This is a genomic window from Streptomyces sp. NPDC025793 (assembly GCF_055558375.1).
In genome coordinates this window covers 148234-167423 of the sequence record NZ_JBVHMR010000006.1, presented here as the reverse complement: position 1 = coordinate 167423, position 19190 = coordinate 148234, and the positions used below count along the sequence as shown (strand labels likewise).

Sequence of the window (19190 nt, the reverse complement as noted above, 5' to 3'; positions counted from 1 at the left end):
ATGGAACGGGACGGAGGAAGATAAGGTCAACCCTGTTGGCATAAGGATGGGTGGCGGAGGCGGGCGGCGTGGCGAAACAAGTGGTGCCGGAGGCGGCGCGGCGGCGGCGACGGCCCACGCGCACGGGCACGGTGCTGTCCGAGGAGATCATCGTCGACACCGCCCTGCGCGTGCTGCGCGAGCACGGCAGCACGGGGCTGACGGCCCGGCGTCTGGGCGCGGCGCTGGGCGCCGATCCCAGCACCCTGTACCGCTACTTCGCCGGGATGGACGAGCTGACCCGGGCCATCGGGGACGAGCTGATGGGGCGGGCCCTCGACAACTGGACGGCGACCGGGGACTGGTGCGCCGATCTGCGCGCTCTCGGCCGGGCGATCTACGGCGCCTACCTCGCCCACCCGCAGGCCGCCCTGCTCACCGCCAGCCGCGTCACCGGAAGGCCCCGCGAGATCGCGGTGGACGAGGCCATCCTCGGCATCCTGCGCGGTGCCGGGCTGCCCGACCCGGTGGCGGTGCGCGTGTATCACGCGTTCATCGACCAGAGCCTCGCCTTCGCCGCGCTCGACGCCGGTTCCCTCGCCCTGGCGGACGAGACGCGCGCCCGGGACGAGGAGATGTGGCACACCGCCTATGCGCGGCTGCCCGCCGACTCGCATCCCCACATCGCCGCCACGGCCGGACTGCTCGCTCGGCGCATGCCGCACAGCGCCTATCCGGCCGCGCTGGAGATGCTGCTGGAACACACCGCCGCGCGGGTGCCCTCGTTCGGGGCGTGACGGCCGCGTCAGTCCTGCGGGGTCTGCGGGTCCCGCGAGGCCTGCGGCCCGACGGTGACGACGATCTTGCCGACCTGGCCGTTGGCCGCCATGTAGCGGTGCGCCTCGGCGATGTCCTCCAGGGCGAAGGTGCGGTCGACGACCGGCGCGAAGGCTCCCGACGCGAGGCCGGCGTTGACGAACGCCACGGCGCGGCGCAGCCGTTCGGGGTCCGAGGTGATCTCGAAGAGGGTGTACGTGCTGCTGTTCAGCGCCGGGTAGGAGCTCGCGTTGGGCAGCGGGGTGGGGCGCGGGTCGAGGGCGCCGTAGACCACCAGGAAGCCACCGGGTGCGATGCCCCGGGCGAGGGTCTCGACGCCGGGACCGGCTACCGGATCGAAGGCCAGGCGGACGCCTTCGCCGGCGGTGATCTCCTTGATCCGGGCGGGCAGGTCCTCCTCGTCGGTGACGATGACGTGGGCCGCGCCGGCGTCCAGGAGGCGCCGCTTCTTGCTCGCGCCGCGCGTCGTGGCGATCGGGATCGCACCGATGTGGCGGGCGATCTGGATGGCGGCCAGCCCCACGCTGCTGGAGGCCGCGGTGATCAGCACATGGTCGCCGGGCCGGACACGGCCGCTCTCGGCGAGGGGGCCGTAGGCGGTGACGTAGGCCATCCACACCGCCGCCGCCCGGACCGGGTCGACGTTCGCGGGGCGCGGCACGACCGCCGAGGCCGGAAGGAGGACGTGGTCGCCGTAGGTGCCGTACTCGGCCTGGTGGAACGACGGCACCACGGCGACCGGGTCGCCCTCGGCGAGGCCGGTCACGCCCTCGCCGACGGCCTCCACCACACCCGCGGCCTCGTAACCGAGCGTGGACGGGAAGACCGGCTGGTAGAAGTAGGCGCCCTCGCGGTACATGATCTCGGCCCGGTTCAGGCCGATCGCTTCGACGCGGAGCCGCACCTCTCCGGCTCCCGGAGCACCCACCTCCACCTCGCGCAGAGTGAGGACCTCGGGGCCGCCGATCCGGTCGAACTGTACGTGACGTGCCATGACGCATCCGTCCTGGGAGCAGGGATGGGGGAACGCACCGCAGCGGCGGTGCCGGCATCCACCATGCACCAAGGTTCGATGACCGTCAAATTTTGAGCACCATCGAAATAAGCGCCTTGCCCCCGCCCGTCCGCCTCAGGCCGGCCCCGCCACACCCTCCGCCGCAGCACCCTCCGCCGCAGCGGCCGCCAGCACGGCGGTGAGCAGACCGGGAAAGCGCTGCTCCATCTCGTCCGCGCGGAGCGCGTTCAGCTTCGTCGTCCCCACGTAGTACTGCCGGATCACGCCTGCCTCGCGCAGCACGTTGAAGTGGTGGGTCAGCGTCGAGACCGACACCGGCGCCTCGAACGTGCCGCAGCTCATGTCCTCGTCCGCCGCGGCGAGCTGGGTCACCACGAGCCGCCGCACGGGATCCACCAGCGCCTCCAGCACCTGCTGAAGGGAGACCTCCGACAGTTCGGGGTGCTCCACTGTCCGGGCGGTGCGAGGGCGGGCCACGGTGACTCCTCGGGGCGGCTTCGGTACGGTCAGGCCATGGTACGACCGCCATCGAAGGGAGCGGGAGGAGCGCCCTCGGACATCGGCTCACCCTCCGGGCCGAACAGCGGGAACGAGGGGAAAATACACACATGAAGGGCAACAGAGCGCCGACGCTCTCCCGCAAGGTCTACGAAGCCGAACTGCTGCGCCTCCAGACCGAGTTGGTCAAGCTCCAGGAGTGGGTGCGAGCCGAGGGCGCCCGGCTGGTGGTCGTGTTCGAGGGGCGGGACGCGGCCGGCAAGGGCGGCGCCATCCGGCGGGTCACCGAGTACCTCAACCCTCGCGGGGCCCGGATCGCCGCATTGCCCAAGCCGACGGAGCGCGAGCGCACCCAGTGGTACTTCCAGCGGTACGTCGAGCATCTGCCGGCCGCCGGAGAGATCGTGCTCTTCGACCGGTCCTGGTACAACCGGGCCGGGGTCGAGCACGTCATGGGGTTCTGCACCCCCGAGGAACACGAACGGTTCCTGCGCCAGTGCCCGGCCTTCGAGCGGATGCTGGTCGAGGACGGGATCCTGCTGCGCAAGTACTGGTTCTCGGTGAGCGACACGGCCCAGCAGGAGCGGTTCCGGCGCCGGCTGGAGGACCCGTTGCGGCGCTGGAAGCTGTCACCGATGGATCTGGAGTCGATCACCCACTGGGAGGCGTACTCCCGGGCGAAGGACGAGATGATGGTGCACACCGACATCACCGAAGCGCCCTGGTACATCGTCGAGAGCGACGACAAGCGGCGCGCCCGGCTGAACATGATGGCCCACCTGCTGGAGTCCGTCCCGTACCACGAGGTCCCGCCGCCGGTGCTGAACCTGCCGAAGCGGCCCCCGTCCACCGGCTACGAGCGGCCCCCGCGCGATCTGCGGACCTACGTCCCCGACCATGCGGCCCAGTTGCAGGGCGGCGCGGCCGGGGGCGGCGGTCGCAGACGGTGAACGGGACCCCGCGGCCGGGTCGGACCGGCTCAGCGCACGGTCACATCGAAGACCGGCGAGGCCGTGGTGCCGTTGACGATGCGCAGGTCGTTCTTGCCCTTCAGGCCGAGCTTGACGCCGAGCGAGTAGGAGCCGTTGTGCAGGACCGGCGCGGAGGCGGGCAGGCCGACCCACGTGCCGTGCCGCCTCTGCTGCAGGGTCACCTTGCCGCCCGCCCTGATGCCGGTGGTCTTGCCCGTGACCCGGAACAGCTGCCAGGCGCGGACCGAGGACACCGACGGCTTGGCGGTGATGCTCGCCTTGGCGGGCTGCGCCTTCTGCGCGGAGGCGACGGCCGAGGCGGTGTGCGTGGCGGGGGTGGCCGCCATCGCGGTGCCGGCGAGAGCGAGGGAGGCCGCGCCGAGGGTACCGACGACGGCTATGCGCAGGGAGCGACGCTTCGAGACCATCACTGATATGTCCTTTTCCGTGGAGAGAAGAGTTTTTCGCGCCGAAGGCCAGTTACATGCCGATTGGCGTGGTCATGAGAAGTGACGACACGGGGAAGGCGGGCGTTCACTGACGCCATGCCACTGTCTTGTAACAGCGCTGAGGGAGAGCACGGTTGCGGCGGGGTGGGGCAGCAGAGCAACAAGAACTTGCCGCCTTGCGCAATAATTGAAGTCAACGGAGTTCGTACCGGCATCGGGGGAAGGCAGGGCGTTCATGCCACGCGGGGACATGCGACGAGTACGCGACGCGAATCTGCGGCTGGGCGCTGCTGTGGCCGAGGTCGAGGGGCTCTATTCGGCGCTCCTGCGTGCCGGGACCTCGGAGCGGCGCCGGGGCTTACAGGCGGACCTCGCACGCGCCGCCGGCCGGCTCGCCGCCCTGGCGGCCACCCCGCCGGAGCGCCCGTCCCTGCCCGTCGCCCGGCGTCGGTCCCGGTGGGGGCGCAGGCGGGCCATGGCCGAGCGCGGCGCCGCGTGGATCGCGGCGCGCTTCGGCCAGACCCAGCGCTGAGTCCGAGCACCCTCGCCCGATGTCCACCGATGTCCACGGCGTCCGTCAGGGGGATTCTCCGCACGGCGCCGCGCTGTCATGCTGGGCTCCCGCGGTGCACCGAGAGGACTCCATGTCATCAGTCCCTGACGCCACGGCCGTTCCGGACGAACGGCACTGGTACGCCGCCAACGAACTCCTGGCGTTCCTGCTCGAACTCGCCGCGCTCGCATGCCTGAGCTGGTGGGGGTTCACCGTCGGCGACGACGCGTTCCTTCATGTCCTGCTCGGCCTGGGCACACCTATGGCGGCGGTGACGCTGTGGGCGCTGTTCGCCGCACCGAGGGCCCGGCTGCGGCCGGGGCTCCCTCTCGTGCTCGCGGTGAAGGCTCTCGTGCTGGGCGGCGGAGCGGCGGCCCTGTACGGCGTCGGGCATCCCGTCGGAGCCGTCGCCATGGCCGTGGTCGTGACCGCGAACACGGCCGTCGCCGAGCTCTTCCGCCGCCGGCCGACCCTCTCGCGCACCGGGACCTGAAGGCGCCGGCGCGGCTCTCGCTCATGCGCGCCTTGGAGCAACTGCCTGAGCGCCACGCCTCATTGGCCGAAGTCGGTGATGCCGCCGGCCGGCCCCGTCACGCCCACAGCGCGTCCGCGAACGACACCCCGACGAACACCGCCCCGAGGCCGGCCACCACACTGGCGACGACGTTGGCGACGGCGTGGAACCGGGCCCCGCTCTCCGCCAGCCTCAGCGTCTCGTACGAGAAGGTCGAGTAGGTCGTCAGCGCCCCGCACAGCCCGGTGCCGAACAGCAACTGGACGCGGGGCGAGGCGGCACCTGCCGCCGCCGCACCGGAGAGCAGGCCCAGGATCAGACAGCCGACCACGTTCACGGTGAACGTCCCCCACGGAAACACGGTGTCGTGCCGCTTCTGCACCGCGCGGTCCGTCAGATACCGCAAGGGCGCCCCGACCACCGCCCCGACCACCACCAGCAGCCAGTTCACGCCTTCTCCTCCCGGCCGGCCCTCGTCACCATGCGGCGCGTCGCCGTCGCCGCGAGCCACACCGCCGCCAGCGCCGCGCACAGCGTCACGGCCAGATACGCCAGCGCCGTGCGGGGATGCCCGCCGTCGACCAGCTTCCGGATGTCCACCGCGTAGGTCGAGAACGTCGTGAAACCGCCCAGGACACCGGTACCGAAGAACGGCCGCAGCAGCCGGTGCACCTGCCACACCTCGGTGATCAGCACCATGAACACGCCGATGACCGCGCAGCCGACCGTGTTGACCCACAGGGTCGTCCACGGGAAGACACCCGCCGCCGGCCACAGCAGCCCCGCACCGTAACGCGCCGAGGCGCCGATCGCCCCGCCGAATGCCACCACCGCCACCACCGGCGCCTGCCCCCGCCAGTCCGGCTCGCGCGGCAGGGCGGGCGCACGCAGATCGACACCGGGGTCCGTGGACTCGTCCACCTGGGGGTTCGGGGCTGTCATGAACGTGCGTCTCCTACTCGCCGGGACCCGCACACATCGCACGCACGCGGGCACACTCCACCGCAAGCAGGGACTGTTGGCGGCGCCGATGCCGCGGTTCGGGTACGGCGAGCCCCACCGCCGCGCCATGACCGGAGGTCACAGCCGCGGATCACAATAGCGTGCCCCCGACGGGGCCCGGAACCGGCCCCGCCTCCGGTGTACGTCCGCCCACCGCCGCAGGCATCAACGCCCGGGCGGTTTCAGGGAGATGCCTTGGCCGTGCGGTTCGTCGCGCCGGGCGGAGGGAGGGTGTCCGCGGGCGGTCTGCGGACCGCCGAGGCCGGTGGCCGCTCCCGCAGGGCGCCGTACCCGACGAAGTACGCGGGGAGCCGGCGGACCCAGCGCGATCCGGCGAGCACATGCGCCACGGCCTTGGCCCGGTCCGCGCCGCCGAGCGGGGGCCGGCCCTGGAGGACGGGGGCGACGAAGCGGGCGTGGGCCGTCCGCTGGAGGGCCTGGGTGACGACCGTGGTGGGCCGGCGGCGGCGCTGCACGCGGCGTACGTCGCGCAGGCCCACGGTCCCTCGGCGCAGCGGCTCGGTGAGATACCGGGCCGCGGCCACCGCGTCCTGCACGGCGAGGTTGATCCCGATGCCGAAGACCGGGGACATCGCGTGCGCGGCGTCGCCGATGCACAGCAGCCCGGGGCGGTGCCAGCGGCGCAGCCGGTCCATGCGTACGTCGAGCAGTTTGACCTCGTCCCACGAGCGCAGGGCGTGCACCCGGTCGGCCATCCAGGGGGCGGCGGCCGCGAACTGGGCCCGGAAGCGGTCGAGTCCGGCGGCCCGGCGCTGTGCGTCCGTGCCCTTGGGGATGAGTCCGGCGCACTGCCAGTAGTCGCCGCGGTCGATCAGCGCGGCCAGGAAGCGGTCACCGGCGGCGCCGACGAGTCCCTGCGGGTCGCCTTCGCGGCGCGGCAGCCGGAACCACCACGCGTCCATCGGGCAGGTGAACTCGCGCAGGCCCAGCTCCGGCCGGATGCGGGCCAGCGAGCCGCGGCCGTCGCAGGCGACGGTGAGGTGGGCGCGCAGTTCGCCGGTGCGGCCGTCGGCGGTGCGGTAGCGCACGCCCCGCACGCGGCCGGACCCGACCAGGAAGGAGGTCACCTCCGTGTTCATCCGCAGGTGGAAGGACGGCTCGCGGCGGGCCTCGTCCGCGAGCAGGTCCAGCAGGTCCCACTGCGGCACCATCGCGACGTAGTTGTACGGGCCGGGCAGTACGGAGAGGTCGCCGACCGTGACGTTCGCGCGGCCGGGGCCGACCGGCAGCTGGACGGTGCGCACCCGGCGCTGCGGCAGCCGGGCGAAGCGCTCGGCCAGGCCGAGGTCGTCCAGCAGCGCCAGGGTGGAGGGGTGGACGGTGTCGCCGCGGAAGTCGCGCAGGAAGTCGCCGTGCTTCTCCAGCACCGTCACGTCGACGCCGGAGCGGGCCAGCAGCAGGGCGAGCACCATGCCCGCGGGGCCGCCGCCCACGACGCAGCACGTGGTCTGTTCCATGGCAGTCCTGCCCTTCGGCGGAGCAGTGATTCAGCAGCAGATTCGGCAGCGCTGATTCAACAGCATTAATTCATCGGACGATGAATATTCTACTCCTTCAGGCGGCCGCCCGCCTACCGTGTTCCTCGTCGTCGTGGTGGATCGGCGTCGTCGAGCCGGTCAGCGGGACACCCGTCCCGCCCCGCCGGACGGCGACGATCTCCGCCGCGATCGACAGCGCGGTCTCCTCGGGCGTCCGGGCGCCCAGGTCGAGGCCGATCGGCGAGCGCAGCCGGGCCAGTTCCGCCGCGCTCACGCCCTCCGCGCGCAGCCGCCGGGCGCGGTCCTCGTGGGTACGGCGCGAGCCCAGCGCGCCGATGAACGCCGCCGGCATCCGCAGGGCGGCCGTCAGCAGGGGCACGTCGAACTTGGCGTCGTGGGTGAGCACGCACAGCACCGTGCGGGCGTCGGTGCCGGTGCGCCGCAGATACCGGTGGGGCCAGTCCACGACGACCTCGTCGGCCTCCGGGAAGCGGGCCCGGGTGGCGAAGACCGGGCGGGCGTCGCAGACGGTCACGTGGTACCCGAGGAACTTTCCGGCCCTCGCGAGCGCCGCCGCGAAGTCGATCGCACCGAACACGATCATGCGCGGGGGCGGCACGTTCGACTCGACCAGCAGCGTGAGACCGCCGGGGCAGTGGGACCCGTCCGCGGACAGTTCCACCGTGCCGGTGCGGCCCGCCTCCAGCAGGGCCCGGGCCTCGGCCGTCGCCACCCGGTCCAGGTCCGGGTGACCGCCGAGGCCGCCCTCACCGGTGCCGTCGGGCCGGACCAGCAGGGCGCCTCCGCGCAGTCCGTCCGGGCCGCGGGCGACCCGGACGAGGGCCACGGGTTCGCGGCGGACGGCGGCCGACAGGGCCGCGGCCGGCAGCGTCCCGGCCCGGCCGGTCACCGGGGTGACCAGCACCTCGATCGTCCCGCCGCAGGTCAGCCCCACGGCGAAGGCGTCCTCGTCGCTGTAGCCGAACCGTTCGAGCACGCTCTCGCCGGTCCGCAGTGCCTCGCGGCACAGGTCGTACACCGCGCCCTCCACGCAGCCTCCGGAGACCGAGCCGATGACGGTGCCCGCGCTGTCGACGGCGAGGGCGGCGCCGGGGCCGCGCGGTGCGCTGCCGCCGACCGCCACCACGGTCGCGACGGCGAACTCCCGGCCCTCCTCGGCCCATTGGTGCAGTTCCCCGGCCAGGTCAAGCATCCGGCGCCTCCGCGGCGGCCGCGAGGATCCGGTCCGGGCGGACGGGCAGGCTGCGGTGGCGTACGCCGGTCGCGTGCCAGACCGCGTTGGCGACGGCGGCCGCGGCGCCGACGATGCCGATCTCACCGATGCCCTTGATGCCGACCGGGTCGTCGGGATCGGTGTCCTCGATCCAGTCGGCCTCGATGCGGGGCACATCGGCGTGTGTCGCGACGTGGTAGCCCGCGAGGTCGGCGCCGACGTGCCCGCCCGAGACGCGGTCGCGGACGGCCTCTTCGTGCAGGGCCATGGAGATGCCCCAGATCATGCCGCCCCGCAACTGGTTGCGTGCGGTGAGCGGGTTGATGATCCGGCCCGCCGCGAAGATGCCGAGCATGCGCCGCACCCGCACCTCGCCGGTGCCGGCGTCCACGGCGACCTCCGCGAACTGCGCGCCGTAGGAGTGCCGTTCGGCGGCGGCGAGGGCGCCGACGGCCTCGGTGGTGTCCGACCGTACGGTGATCCCCTCGGGCGGGATGCCGGTGCCGAGGGCCAGCCGCTCGCACAGTTCCCCGGCCGCCACCCGGATCGCCCAGGACCAGGAGCGGGTGCCCATGGAGCCGCCGGCGATCATCGCCGGACCGAAGTCGCTGTCCCCGATGCGCACATGGACGCGCTCGGGAGACGTCCGCAGCGCGTCGGCGGCGACCAGGGTGAGTGCGGTTCGGGCCCCGGTGCCGATGTCGGCCGCCGAGATCCGGACGGTGAAGCTGCCGTCCGGGTGCGCGGTCGCGCTCGCGGTGGACGGCATCGCGCCCGCCGGGAAGGAGGCGGCCGCCATACCCGTGCCGAGCAGCAGGCGGCCCTCCCGGCGCAGCCCGGGGCGTGGGTCCCGCTCGGCCCAGCCGAACCTGCGGGCGCCTTCCCTGAGGCAGACGGCCAGATTGCGGCCGGCGAACGGCAGGCCGGACACCGGCCCCCTGTCGGGTTCGTTGCGCAGGCGCAGTTCGATCGGGTCGATCCCGCACTTCTCGGCGAGTTCGTCGAGGGCGGCCTCCAGCGCGAACGAGCCCGGCGCCTCGCCCGGGGCGCGCATGAACGTCGGGGACGGCACGTCGAGCCGTACGACGCGGTTGGCGGTGTGGTGGGCGTCGGCGTCGTACATCACCCGGGCCACCCCGGCGCTCGGTTCCACGAACTCGTACCCGGTGGCGGTCTGGCTGAGGGAGCGGTGCGCCAGGGCACGCAGACGTCCGTCGGTGTCGGCGCCGAGCCGCACGTGCTGCACGGTGGGGCTGCGGTAGCCGGCCAGCGAGAACATCTGACGTCGGGTCAGGACGACGCGCACCGGGCGCTGGAGGACGGTCGCGGCCATCACGGCGGCCACCTGGTGGGCGCGCACGCCCTTGCTGCCGAAGCCGCCGCCGACGTGCTCGGAGCGTACGCGCACCGCGGCCGGGTCGAGCGAGAAGAGGTTCGCCAGCTCCCCGACGACCCAGGTGGCGCCCTGGTTGGAGTCGGTCACCTCCAGCCGGCCACCGTCCCAGCGGGCGGTCGCGGCATGGGGTTCCATCGGGTGGTGATGCTCTTCGGGAGTGGTGTACTCGGCGTCCACGATGACCGCCGCCGCGGCCAGTTCGGCGTCGAGGTCGCCCTTCTCCGTCACCGCCGGCATGTGTCCTTCCACCGGGTACGCGTCGGGGTGCCCGGCGCTGAACCCGACGTCGTGCGGCTCCTGTTCGTAGTGCACCACGAGCGCCTCGGCGGCCTCTCTGGCCTGCTCCGACGTCTCGGCCACGACCAGCGCCACCGGCCAGCCCAGATGGGGCACCCGGTCATGCTGGAAGACGGCACAGGTCGGGTCCGGCCGCATGCCCATCAGGCCGGTGTAGTCGGTGGTGAGGCGCGGGGCGTTGCGGTGCTCCAGGACGGCGAGGACACCGGGCATGGCGAGGACGGACTCGGTGTCGAGGTCACGGACGCGGCCGCGGGCGACCGTGGACAGCACCAGCCAGCCGTACGCGAGGTCCGCGAAGGGCACCTCCCCGGCGTAGCGGGCGGCTCCGGTGACCTTGTCCCGGCCCTCGACCCGGGTGTGCGCGGTGCCGACGGCGGGTGTGTGCAGGGTGGTCGCGGTGGTGAGGGTGGTCATCGGGCCGCCTCCTCGGCGAGTTCGGACAGGACGGCCACCACGAGGTTGCGGATCAGCTCCACCTTGTAGCCGTTGTGCGGCAGCGGCCGGGCCGCGGCCAGCTCGGCGTCCGCCGCGGCGGCGTAGGTCCCGGCGTCGGCCGGCGCACCGATGAGGATCCGCTCGGCCGCGCGGGCCCGCCACGGCCGGGAGGCGACGGCGCCGAAGGCCAGGCGGGCGTCCCGTACGACGCCGTCGCGGACGTCGAGCGCGGCGGCGAGCGAGCCGATGGCGAAGGCGTACGAGGCACGCTCGCGCACCTTGCGGTAGCGGGAGCGGGCGGCGACCGGGGCGGGCGGGAGCGTGACGTGGGTGATCAGCGCGCCCGGCGGCAGGGCCGTCTCACGGTGCGGGGTGTCGCCGACGGGCAGGTAGAAGTCGGCGAGCGGCAACTCCCCCGGCCCGTCCGCCGTGTGGAAGTGGACGACGGCGTCGAAGGCGGCGAGGGCCACGGCCATGTCCGAGGGGTGTACGGCCACGCAGTGACCGGAGGCGGCGAGGATCGCGTGGTTGTGGTGTTCGCCCTCGACGGCGGGGCAACCGCTGCCGGGCACCCGCTTGTTGCAGGGTTTGGTGACGTCGGTGAAGTAGCCGCAGCGGGTGCGCTGGAGCAGGTTCCCGCCGACCGTGGCCATGTTGCGCAGCTGCCCGGACGCGCCCGCCAGCACCGCCTGCGCGAGGGCCGGGTAGCGGCGCCGGATCCCGGGATGGGCGGCGAGGTCGCCGTTGGTGACCGTGGCACCGATGCGCAGTCCGCCGTCGGGCGTCGACTCGATCTCGTCGAGCGGGAGTTCACGGATGTCGACGAGCCGGGCGGGACGCTCGACCCCGGACTTCATCAGGTCGACGAGGTTGGTGCCGCCACCGAGGAAGCGGGTGTCCGGATCGGCGCCGAGCAGCGCGACGGCGCCGGCCACGTCGGACGCCCGCTGATAGTCGAACTCCCTCATGCCGCCGCTCCCTTGCCCGCCGGGACGTCCTCGTCACGGCGCTCGTCCGCCCGGACCTGGGCCGCGCGGGCCACCGCCTCGACGATCGACACGTACGCGCCGCAGCGGCACAGGTTGCCGCTCATCCGCTCCCGGATCTCCTCGGCGCTCAGGGACGGCGGCCCCGCCTCGGGCCGTACGTCGGCGGTGGCGGCGCTCGGCCAGCCCGCCGCGTGTTCCTCGATCACCCCGATCGCCGAGCAGATCTGGCCCGGGGTGCAGTAGCCGCACTGGAATCCGTCCAGGTCGAGAAACGCCTGCTGCACGGGGTGCAGGCGGTCGCCGTCGGCCACGCCCTCGATGGTGGTGATCTCGCGGTTCTCGGCCGCCACGGCCAGCTGTAGACAGGCGACCGCCCGGCGCCCGTCCAGCAGGACGGTACAGGCCCCGCACTGTCCCTGGTCGCAGCCCTTCTTGGTGCCGGTGAGGTCGAGGCGCTCGCGGAGTGCGTCGAGCAGGGTGGTGCGGTGGTCGACGGGCAGTGTGTGTTTCTCGCCGTTGATCCTCAGGGTGATGACACTGGACGTCGATGAGGTCATGAGCTGCTTCTTTCGCATGGACAGTGCGTACGAAGGGTCCGGCAGCCGGGATACGTGCGGCGCGGGGAGTGCGCCGTGCGGGCCTGTGCCGCGGGGCGAAACGAAGGTGCCGAGTGCTGGGGCCGGACAGGGGCGGCCGTCGACTGCCGCTGGGGCGCGTCCGCCGCTATGGTGGACACAACCGGACAACTGTCCGTTACCTGAGAACGTACCGGACAGTTGTCCGCTTAGCAAGGGTGGGTTCGCGCCACGAACCCATGAGGAGGACGAGTGCCGCAGCAGCAGGGCTCACCCCGGCGCTCGGACGCGCAGCGCAACCGCGAGCGCATACTCGAAGTCGCACTCGTCGAACTGTCGCGGTGCGCGGACGCACCGCTGAGCGTGATCGCCAAGAAGGCCGGCGTCGGACAGGGCACGTTCTACCGCAACTTCCCCAACCGCGAGTCGCTCGTGCTGGAGATCTACCGCCACGAGATGCAGCAGGTCGCCGACAGCGCGATCCAGCTGCTGGAGACCCGGCCCCCCGACGAGGCCCTGCGCGCGTGGATGGACCGGCTCGCCGAGTTCGCCATGACCAAGGCCGGGCTGGCCGACGCGATCCGCCAGGCCACCAGCACCCCGGGAGGGCCGGTGAAGCCGCCGCCCACTCCGGTGGCGAGGGCGGCGGGCCTCCTGCTCCGCACCGGGCAGGACGCCGGCACCGTCCGCCCCGGCATCACCGCGGACGACTTCCTCCTCGCCATCGCGGGCCTGTGGCAACTCGACCCGCACGACGACTGGGCGCCCCGCGCCGCCCGCCTCCTCGACCTGGTCATGGCGGGCCTGCGCACGCGGCCCGTCGGCGACTGAGCAGCGCCCGACAGCCGCGCTCTGGCCGGAAGTCATCACCGGTGCCGCCGTCGGGCCTAGAGTCGGACGGTGTCCGGGTGATCTCGTCGGAAGGGCCTGACTACAGTGGCGGACAAGCGAGTTGTCATCGTGACCGGCGGGGGCTCGGGCATCGGGGAGGCCACGGCCCGGCTGCTGTGCGAGGGCGGGCACCAGGTGGTCGCCTCCGGCCGCCGCGCCGAGCCCCTGCACCGCCTGGCGCGGGAGACCGGGGCGCTGGCGTACCCGTCCGACATCGGTGCGCCCGACACGGCCGACGGTCTCGTCCGGGCGGCCCTGGAGGCACATGGACGGCTCGACGGGGTGGTCCTGAACGCGGGGATCGGGCGCGGCGGAGCCGTGGGCGACCTGGACCTCGGCGACTGGGACGAGGTGATGCGCACCAACGTCACCGGGCCCATGCTCCTGCTGCGCGCCGCGATTCCGCACCTGCTGGAGTCCAAGGGCGCGGTGGTCGCCGTCGCTTCGGTGTCCGCCCTGCGCAACGGCACCCGCAACGCCGCCTACGCCACGTCCAAGGCGGCCCTGCTCCAGCTGTGCCGCTCCGTTGCCGTGGACTACGGGCGTGCGGGGGTGCGCGCCAACATCGTGTGCCCCAGCTGGGTCCGTACCGAGATGGCCGACCGCCGCATGGCCCGGTTCGCACAGGAGGCGGGCCTGGGGGACGCGGGAGCGGAGGCCGCCTACGCGGAGGCGACCCGGCTGATGCCGCTCGGGCGACCGGGTGAGCCGCGGGAAGTCGCGGAGGCGATCGACTGGCTGCTGTCCCCGGCGGCGTCGTACGTCAACGGCTCGGTGCTCACGGTGGACGGCGGCACGACTGCCCTGGATCCGGGCACGCTGGCATTCGACTTCCACATCGCGCCACGGGGCGACGACACCCTCTAGGGGAAGGACACCGCCCAGGGGGTGTCGTCGGGATCATCCCGGCGTCGCGCCGCTAGCCGCCCACCAGCGCGCCGACCAGGCGCGTCATGGCGGGACGGGGATCGGGTGTGCCCGGTCGGCCGGTCATCAGCAGATGGTGGGCGGCGCCGACGAGGGCGAGGGCGGCCGAGTCGGGGTCGACGGTCCGTGCCACACGGCCCAGCCGCCGTTCGGCCTCCAGATAGCCGGTGACCGCCTTCTGGATGGCGTCGAAGCCGGGCGCCCCGCCCTCCAGCGCGTCACGGATGCGCAGCGCGGCACCGGGCCGGGTCATGGCGAGGCCGGAGATCGCGGGGCCTCCGGAGTCGAACAGGGCGAGGGCGACGGCTTCGAGGTTTTGAGCCACGGCACCCTGCCCCACCCGGTCCGACAGCGACCGCGCCTTGGCGGCCGTACGGGCGAAGCGGTCGACACACAGCTCGGCGACGAACTCGTCCATGCCCGCGAAATGCGTGTGCAGCAGCCCTTTGGCACAGCCGGCCTCGGTGGTGACGGCCCGGCTGGTGAGGGCTCCGGGGCCGTCCCTCTCCACGACGCGCTCGGCGGCGGCGAACAACTGCTCGCGCACGTCCGGCGTCGCCACTCCCCGCGGTGCCATGGGCCTCTCTTTCTCCGGAATCCGCCGCTCACGCGACACGCAACTGCCTTGATCGTAACGGACATTGCGGGTTTGGGCGTATGCCCATACTGTTTGGGCGTACGCCCATCATCCGCTGTCCACCGCAGGAGGGACCCGTGTCCGACATCGTCAACACGGAGCAGGCACAGGCATGGAACGGCCCGGAAGGCATCCACTGGGCCCGCAACCAGGACCGCTGGAACGCCGTGAACGGCGGCTTCGACGACCTCCTCCTCGACGCCGCGGCCCCCACCGCGTCCCATCGCGTCCTGGACGTCGGCTGCGGCGCCGGGCGGACCACACGCCTCGCCGCGCTCAGGGCACCGGAGGGGCATGCGACGGGCCTCGACCTGTCCGGCCCCATGCTGGCCGAGGCGCGGGTCCGCGCGGAGCGGGAGGGCGTCGCCAACGTCTCCTTCGTCCAGGGCGACGCGCAGGTCCACGGCTTCGAGGCGGGCTCTTTCGACGTGGCGATCAGCCGCTACGGGGTGATGTTCTTCGCCGACCCGGTCGCCGCGTTCACCACCGTCGGCCGGGCCCTGACCCCCGGTGGCAGGCTGGCGTTCGTCTGCCCGGCCGATGCCGGACGCAACGACTGGGTGGTGGCCGTGGCCGCGCTCCGGGGCATCCTGCCGGTCGGCGACTTCGGCCGGCCGGGGCTGCCCGGCATGTTCTCCCTGGCCGACCCCGATCACATCCGCGCCGTGCTCACCGCGGCCGGTTTCACCGCCGTCACCGTCGACCAGGCGCAGGCGTACGGCGACTGGGGACAAGGAGCCGAGGACGCGGCGGACTTCCTCCTCGGCACCGGCCCCGGCCGCCACCTCACGTCCCAGGCCGACACACCGACCCGGGCCCGCGCCCGCGACACGCTCGTCGCCCAGTTGCGCACCCACGAGGCCGCCGACGGCACGGTCCGGCTGCGCAGCACCGCCTGGCTCGTCACGGCGGACCGCTGACCAGCACCGTCGGCCGACGGCTTCGGGCCGGCGCGCATGCGTGCGGGGCGCGCAGGTACGGCGCCGCGTTCTGCCGTGGGCCGAGACGCTCGCCTCCTCACCTCCGCCGGCGGCAGGATCGTCCCATGCAGACGACCTTCGTTCTCGTGCACAGCCCGTCCGTGGGCCCGTCGACCTGGCGTCCCGTGGCCGAGCACCTGCTGGCCGCGGGACACCGGGTGCACGTGCCGTCCCTGCTGCACATCGGCACCGGTGAGCCGCCGTTCTGGCCACGCGTCGCCGAGGCGGTCCTGGACGACGTACGGCACGTGCCGGCCGACAGCCCGCTCGTGCTGGTGGCGCACAGCAACGCGGGCCTGTTCCTCCCCGCGATCCGCGCGGCGCTCGACCGTCCGGTGGCCGCGTCGGTCTTCGTGGACGCGGCGCTGCCGGCCCGCACCGGAGCGACCCCGGTCGCCGCACCGGAACTGCTGGACTTCCTCCGCCCCCTGGCCGTGCACGGCAGGCTGCCGCGCTGGACCGACTGGTGGGAGGAGGCGGACGTCGCCCCCATGTTCGCCGATCCGGTGGTGCGGCGGACCGTCGTCGAGGAGCAGCCCACCCTGCCGCTGTCCTACTACGAGCAGCGGATCCCGGTCCCCGCCGGCTGGGACGACCACCCCTGTTCCTACCTGCTGTTCGGCCCTCCGTACGACGATCTCGCCGCCGAGGCGGGCGCCCGTGGCTGGCGCGTGGCCCGCTTGCCCGGCGCGCACCTGCACCAGATCGTCGATCCCGCCGGCACGGCCCGCCATCTGGTCGAGCTGGCCGCCGTGGCCTGACTCGTCGAAGGTGCGGGTTCGAGAACCGGCCGCCCTGCCACGTCAGTTGGGGTTGTCGCCGTCGGTGAGGGTCTCCCAGGCCACGAAGAGGTTGTCGGTGCCGGCGGGACGGTTCCGCTCGGTCAGCGTCTGGGTGTTGGTCATGGCGATGCCCAGGCGGTTGTGCAGGGCGTTGTAGCCGACCTCGGTGACGGGACCGAGGCCGAGCTTGAGGGATCCGCCGCACAGCCAGCTCGGGACGGCGGCGCCGAGCTCGTATCCGGACTGGAAGCCGAGCGCCTGCCGCAGCCGTTCGCCGACGTCGGTGCCGTAGAGGTCCTGCCCCTGGATGCGGCTGGTCTCGGCGACGTGCGAGATGGCCGAGATGCCGTATCCGGTGTGGGTGAAGTCGCGGCAGGTCTCCTGGGTCAGTCCCGTCACGAAGGTGGACTGGCCCTGCCAGTACGAGACGATCTTGTCGCGGGTGTTCAGGTTCTGGCTCGACACGGTCTTCGGCAGGGCGCCGTCGGAGGAGAGGTACACATAGGCCGCGGTGCGGGCGCGGAACCGGGCCATGGCCGAGTCGTAGGACGCCTTGTCCTCCAGGAAGACCGAGATGCCGACGGCGGCCTCCATCATCGTCAGCTCCCAATTGCCGTTGGAATGGGAGCCGTTGATGACCTTGGGCAGGTAGACGGTGCGCAGCAGGGTGGCGAAGCGGCCGGAGTCGGCCCAGGTCCCGGTGTACGTGTACTTGATCAGCTCGGCGGCCTTGGCCCAGGAGGCGCCGGCCCAGGCAGTCTGCAGGGGCGCGTTGCTGTCGGTGTGGTCCGTGAGCGTGGCGGACCAGGCGTCCATCAGCTCGATCGCCTTCCTCGCGTACCGGTCGTCCCGGGTGACGTACCAGGCGAGCGCGTCGGTGTACGCGGCGATGGCGTCCTCGCGCTCGTCCGTGCAGCCGTAGTCGGGGTTGGAGTAGGGACCGCACTCGACGACGGCGCGGGGCTTGGCCGTGCGGCTGAGGCTGGCGTAGGGGCTCGCCGTCATCCGGTCGTACGCGCCCTTCCAGGGCTGGGCGCCGGCGAGCACCTTGGCCCGCGCGAAGTCGAGTTGGGCACGCGAGACGGTGACGCCGGGGTGCGCGAAGGCGGTGGGAGCGGCCTGTGCCCGCTGGGCGCCGGGCCAGGAGAGCAGTCCGGTGGTCAGCAGGGCGGCGGCTGCGGCGAGCGCGAGGGTGGGGCGCCTGGAGGTGTGGCGACGTCGAGCGGGTATGGCGGTGTCCTGCATGAGACCCGTCCTCATATGTGAACAGCATCTGACAGCATGAACGTTGCGCTGACCGACGACCATAGGTACGGACCAGAAGGTCGTCAAGGGGCGGGAATCCGTGGGGCGTTCGACGTCCGCCTGCCTCGGGAGCGGACTGCTCCCCGCTCAGGCGGGCAGGTTGAGCTGCCAGGAGACGCCGAACCGGTCGTTCACCCAGCCGAACTTGGGGCTGAAGCCGTACTCGCCCAGCGGCATCAGCTCCGTGCCGTTCTCGGCGAGGGCCGCGAAGAGACGGTCGATCTCGGCCTCGTTGTCGCACTGCACGAAGAGCGACACCGAGGGGGTGAAGTTGAAGTCGTGCCGTGCGGGGCTGTCGATGCACATGAACTGCTGACCGGCGAGCGAGAACGTCGCGTGCTGCACGCTCCCCTCCTTGCCGGGACCGCCGGAACCGTAGCGGGTGAGGTGCACGACCTCGGCGTCGTCGAAGAGCGAGACGTAGAAGGTCATCGCCTCCTCGGCGTCACCCTCGAACATCAAGAACGTGGTGATCTTCTGCGACGACGCGATCTCCATGCCGCTCGCTCCTTCGGCGTTGTCAGGTGTCCGGCAGGCGGCCATGCTAACCGGGTGCCGCGCCCTATCTGATGATTCGTCACCTTGTGGGCCACTGGGCCGCGCGGGACGTCCTCCCGGGGCGGCGCTGACGGAGCGACCGCGCGCCACGCGTTCACCACCTGTGTACCAGTGAGCCCTCCGCACCTCCCCTCCGGTCCTCGCGCCCGTGTGCACCGCGCGGGCAGCCGGGTACGTACTAGTCTGCGTCCCTTCAAAATCGGACATGGAGCGTCATGGGGCCCACTGCACAACCACTGCCGCAGGTGCCCGGGCGGGAAGCACAGCTGGCACAGATCGGTGCCCGTCTGCACACGGTGACGGACACCCGGCGGAGCAGGATCCTGCTGGTGGAGGGGGCGCCGGGCGCGGGCAAGACCCGGCTGCTCGTCGAGGCCGCCGCGCTGGCCGGTGCGATGGGCTTCTCGGTCGTCGACGGCGTCCCCCGCGCTTGCGACACCGTCTCCAGGGCGGCTCCGCACGCGCCGCCCCTGTCCCGTACCGGCGAGGACGGATTCCGCACCCGGCGGGCCTCCATCGCCATCGAGGCCGCACGGGCGCTGCTGCACAACAAGGCGGAGTCGGTCCGTACCGTCGTCACGCTCGACGATCCGCATCTGGCGAACCTCCCCGACCTGGCGGAGCTGTGCGACCTCATCGCGGGCCTCGGCGGCCGGCCGATCCTCTGGCTGCTCACCTTCACCCCGGACAGCCGCGCCACGCCCTACGAGTCGTGCTGGGCTGCCTCGGCAGGCTGCGCGGCAGGCTCCCGGTGGAGCACCTGCGGCAGCTGGGCCCGCTCTCGGGCGACGCGCTGAGCCTGCTGGTCGCCGACTGCGTCGGAGCCGCCCCCGACGCGGGGCTGCTCGCCCTGGCGGAGAGTGT

The 19190-nt window shown here is 72.7% G+C and carries 22 protein-coding genes; 9 read left to right on the top strand and 13 right to left on the bottom strand.

Annotated elements, in window-relative coordinates:
- Positions 1 to 68 precede the first annotated feature (68 nt).
- Entirely contained in the window at positions 69 to 776 is a 708-nt protein-coding gene (locus ACZ4MF_RS15070) for a TetR/AcrR family transcriptional regulator (RefSeq protein WP_467492436.1), read from the top strand.
- 8 nt (positions 777 to 784) lie between these two features.
- On the opposite strand, the gene ACZ4MF_RS15065 is transcribed toward ACZ4MF_RS15070, so the two are convergent.
- Both ACZ4MF_RS15065 and ACZ4MF_RS15060 read right to left on the bottom strand, forming a co-directional pair.
- Positions 785 to 1810, bottom strand: coding sequence for a zinc-dependent alcohol dehydrogenase family protein (locus tag ACZ4MF_RS15065; RefSeq protein ID WP_467492435.1), 1026 nt, complete (start codon positions 1808 to 1810; stop codon positions 785 to 787).
- Positions 1811 to 1945: 135 nt separating this feature from the next.
- Entirely contained in the window at positions 1946 to 2308 is a 363-nt protein-coding gene (locus ACZ4MF_RS15060) for an ArsR/SmtB family transcription factor (RefSeq protein WP_467492434.1), read from the bottom strand.
- Between the two features lie 131 nt (positions 2309 to 2439).
- Here ACZ4MF_RS15060 and ppk2 point away from each other — a divergent pair, with 131 nt between their 5' ends.
- Positions 2440 to 3279, top strand: a complete 840-nt coding sequence (ppk2, locus tag ACZ4MF_RS15055; protein ID WP_467492433.1) for a polyphosphate kinase 2 — start codon at positions 2440 to 2442, stop codon at positions 3277 to 3279.
- Between the two features lie 29 nt (positions 3280 to 3308).
- On the opposite strand, the gene ACZ4MF_RS15050 is transcribed toward ppk2, so the two are convergent.
- Positions 3309 to 3728, bottom strand: coding sequence for a hypothetical protein (locus ACZ4MF_RS15050; RefSeq protein WP_467492432.1), 420 nt, complete (start codon positions 3726 to 3728; stop codon positions 3309 to 3311).
- A 271-nt stretch (positions 3729 to 3999) separates the two neighbouring features.
- Here ACZ4MF_RS15050 and ACZ4MF_RS15045 point away from each other — a divergent pair, with 271 nt between their 5' ends.
- Complete coding sequence (locus ACZ4MF_RS15045; RefSeq protein ID WP_467492431.1) at positions 4000 to 4281, top strand: hypothetical protein; 282 nt, start codon at positions 4000 to 4002, stop codon at positions 4279 to 4281.
- A gap of 112 nt (positions 4282 to 4393) precedes the next feature.
- Positions 4394 to 4795: a YrdB family protein gene (locus tag ACZ4MF_RS15040; protein WP_467492430.1), complete on the top strand. Its 402-nt coding sequence runs from the start codon at positions 4394 to 4396 to the stop codon at positions 4793 to 4795.
- A 97-nt stretch (positions 4796 to 4892) separates the two neighbouring features.
- On the opposite strand, the gene crcB (ACZ4MF_RS15035) is transcribed toward ACZ4MF_RS15040, so the two are convergent.
- The 7 genes from crcB (ACZ4MF_RS15035) to ACZ4MF_RS15005 form a co-directional block, all read right to left on the bottom strand.
- A complete protein-coding gene (gene crcB / locus ACZ4MF_RS15035) occupies positions 4893 to 5267 on the bottom strand; it encodes a fluoride efflux transporter CrcB (protein ID WP_467492429.1) in 375 nt (124 codons plus the stop codon).
- Positions 5264 to 5758: a fluoride efflux transporter CrcB gene (gene crcB, locus ACZ4MF_RS15030; RefSeq protein ID WP_467492428.1), complete on the bottom strand. Its 495-nt coding sequence runs from the start codon at positions 5756 to 5758 to the stop codon at positions 5264 to 5266. Before crcB (ACZ4MF_RS15030) ends, crcB (ACZ4MF_RS15035) begins: the two co-directional genes overlap by 4 nt.
- A 242-nt stretch (positions 5759 to 6000) precedes the next feature.
- Positions 6001 to 7296, bottom strand: a complete 1296-nt coding sequence (locus ACZ4MF_RS15025; protein WP_467492427.1) for an FAD-dependent oxidoreductase — start codon at positions 7294 to 7296, stop codon at positions 6001 to 6003.
- A 97-nt stretch (positions 7297 to 7393) separates the two neighbouring features.
- Positions 7394 to 8530 carry an XdhC family protein gene (locus tag ACZ4MF_RS15020; RefSeq protein WP_467492426.1) on the bottom strand — a complete coding sequence of 379 codons (1137 nt, stop codon included), beginning with the start codon at positions 8528 to 8530 and terminating at the stop codon, positions 7394 to 7396.
- Positions 8523 to 10661, bottom strand: coding sequence for a xanthine dehydrogenase family protein molybdopterin-binding subunit (locus tag ACZ4MF_RS15015; protein ID WP_467492425.1), 2139 nt, complete (start codon positions 10659 to 10661; stop codon positions 8523 to 8525). The genes ACZ4MF_RS15020 and ACZ4MF_RS15015 overlap by 8 nt, the downstream gene beginning before the upstream one ends.
- Positions 10658 to 11650 carry an FAD binding domain-containing protein gene (locus tag ACZ4MF_RS15010; protein ID WP_467492424.1) on the bottom strand — a complete coding sequence of 331 codons (993 nt, stop codon included), beginning with the start codon at positions 11648 to 11650 and terminating at the stop codon, positions 10658 to 10660. Before ACZ4MF_RS15010 ends, ACZ4MF_RS15015 begins: the two co-directional genes overlap by 4 nt.
- Positions 11647 to 12228, bottom strand: a complete 582-nt coding sequence (locus ACZ4MF_RS15005; RefSeq protein WP_467492423.1) for a (2Fe-2S)-binding protein — start codon at positions 12226 to 12228, stop codon at positions 11647 to 11649. The genes ACZ4MF_RS15010 and ACZ4MF_RS15005 overlap by 4 nt, the downstream gene beginning before the upstream one ends.
- A gap of 270 nt (positions 12229 to 12498) precedes the next feature.
- Between ACZ4MF_RS15005 and ACZ4MF_RS15000 the strand changes: the two genes are divergently transcribed.
- Both ACZ4MF_RS15000 and ACZ4MF_RS14995 read left to right on the top strand, forming a co-directional pair.
- Positions 12499 to 13077: a TetR/AcrR family transcriptional regulator gene (locus ACZ4MF_RS15000; RefSeq protein ID WP_467492422.1), complete on the top strand. Its 579-nt coding sequence runs from the start codon at positions 12499 to 12501 to the stop codon at positions 13075 to 13077.
- A gap of 105 nt (positions 13078 to 13182) precedes the next feature.
- Entirely contained in the window at positions 13183 to 14004 is an 822-nt protein-coding gene (locus ACZ4MF_RS14995; protein ID WP_467492421.1) for an SDR family NAD(P)-dependent oxidoreductase, read from the top strand.
- Positions 14005 to 14056: 52 nt separating this feature from the next.
- On the opposite strand, the gene ACZ4MF_RS14990 is transcribed toward ACZ4MF_RS14995, so the two are convergent.
- A complete protein-coding gene (locus ACZ4MF_RS14990) occupies positions 14057 to 14641 on the bottom strand; it encodes a TetR/AcrR family transcriptional regulator (RefSeq protein WP_467492420.1) in 585 nt (194 codons plus the stop codon).
- 137 nt (positions 14642 to 14778) lie between these two features.
- Between ACZ4MF_RS14990 and ACZ4MF_RS14985 the strand changes: the two genes are divergently transcribed.
- Both ACZ4MF_RS14985 and ACZ4MF_RS14980 read left to right on the top strand, forming a co-directional pair.
- Positions 14779 to 15621 carry a class I SAM-dependent methyltransferase gene (locus ACZ4MF_RS14985; protein WP_467492419.1) on the top strand — a complete coding sequence of 281 codons (843 nt, stop codon included), beginning with the start codon at positions 14779 to 14781 and terminating at the stop codon, positions 15619 to 15621.
- Positions 15622 to 15746: 125 nt separating this feature from the next.
- Entirely contained in the window at positions 15747 to 16442 is a 696-nt protein-coding gene (locus ACZ4MF_RS14980; protein WP_467492418.1) for an alpha/beta fold hydrolase, read from the top strand.
- Between the two features lie 42 nt (positions 16443 to 16484).
- On the opposite strand, the gene ACZ4MF_RS14975 is transcribed toward ACZ4MF_RS14980, so the two are convergent.
- Positions 16485 to 17708 (bottom strand): alginate lyase family protein, encoded by a 1224-nt coding sequence (locus tag ACZ4MF_RS14975; protein ID WP_467492417.1) that lies wholly within the window; start codon positions 17706 to 17708, stop codon positions 16485 to 16487.
- A 147-nt stretch (positions 17709 to 17855) separates the two neighbouring features.
- Positions 17856 to 18266 carry a VOC family protein gene (locus tag ACZ4MF_RS14970; RefSeq protein ID WP_467492416.1) on the bottom strand — a complete coding sequence of 137 codons (411 nt, stop codon included), beginning with the start codon at positions 18264 to 18266 and terminating at the stop codon, positions 17856 to 17858.
- 275 nt (positions 18267 to 18541) lie between these two features.
- Here ACZ4MF_RS14970 and ACZ4MF_RS14965 point away from each other — a divergent pair, with 275 nt between their 5' ends.
- Positions 18542 to 19123: an ATP-binding protein gene (locus ACZ4MF_RS14965; protein WP_467492415.1), complete on the top strand. Its 582-nt coding sequence runs from the start codon at positions 18542 to 18544 to the stop codon at positions 19121 to 19123.
- Positions 19124 to 19190 lie beyond the last annotated feature (67 nt).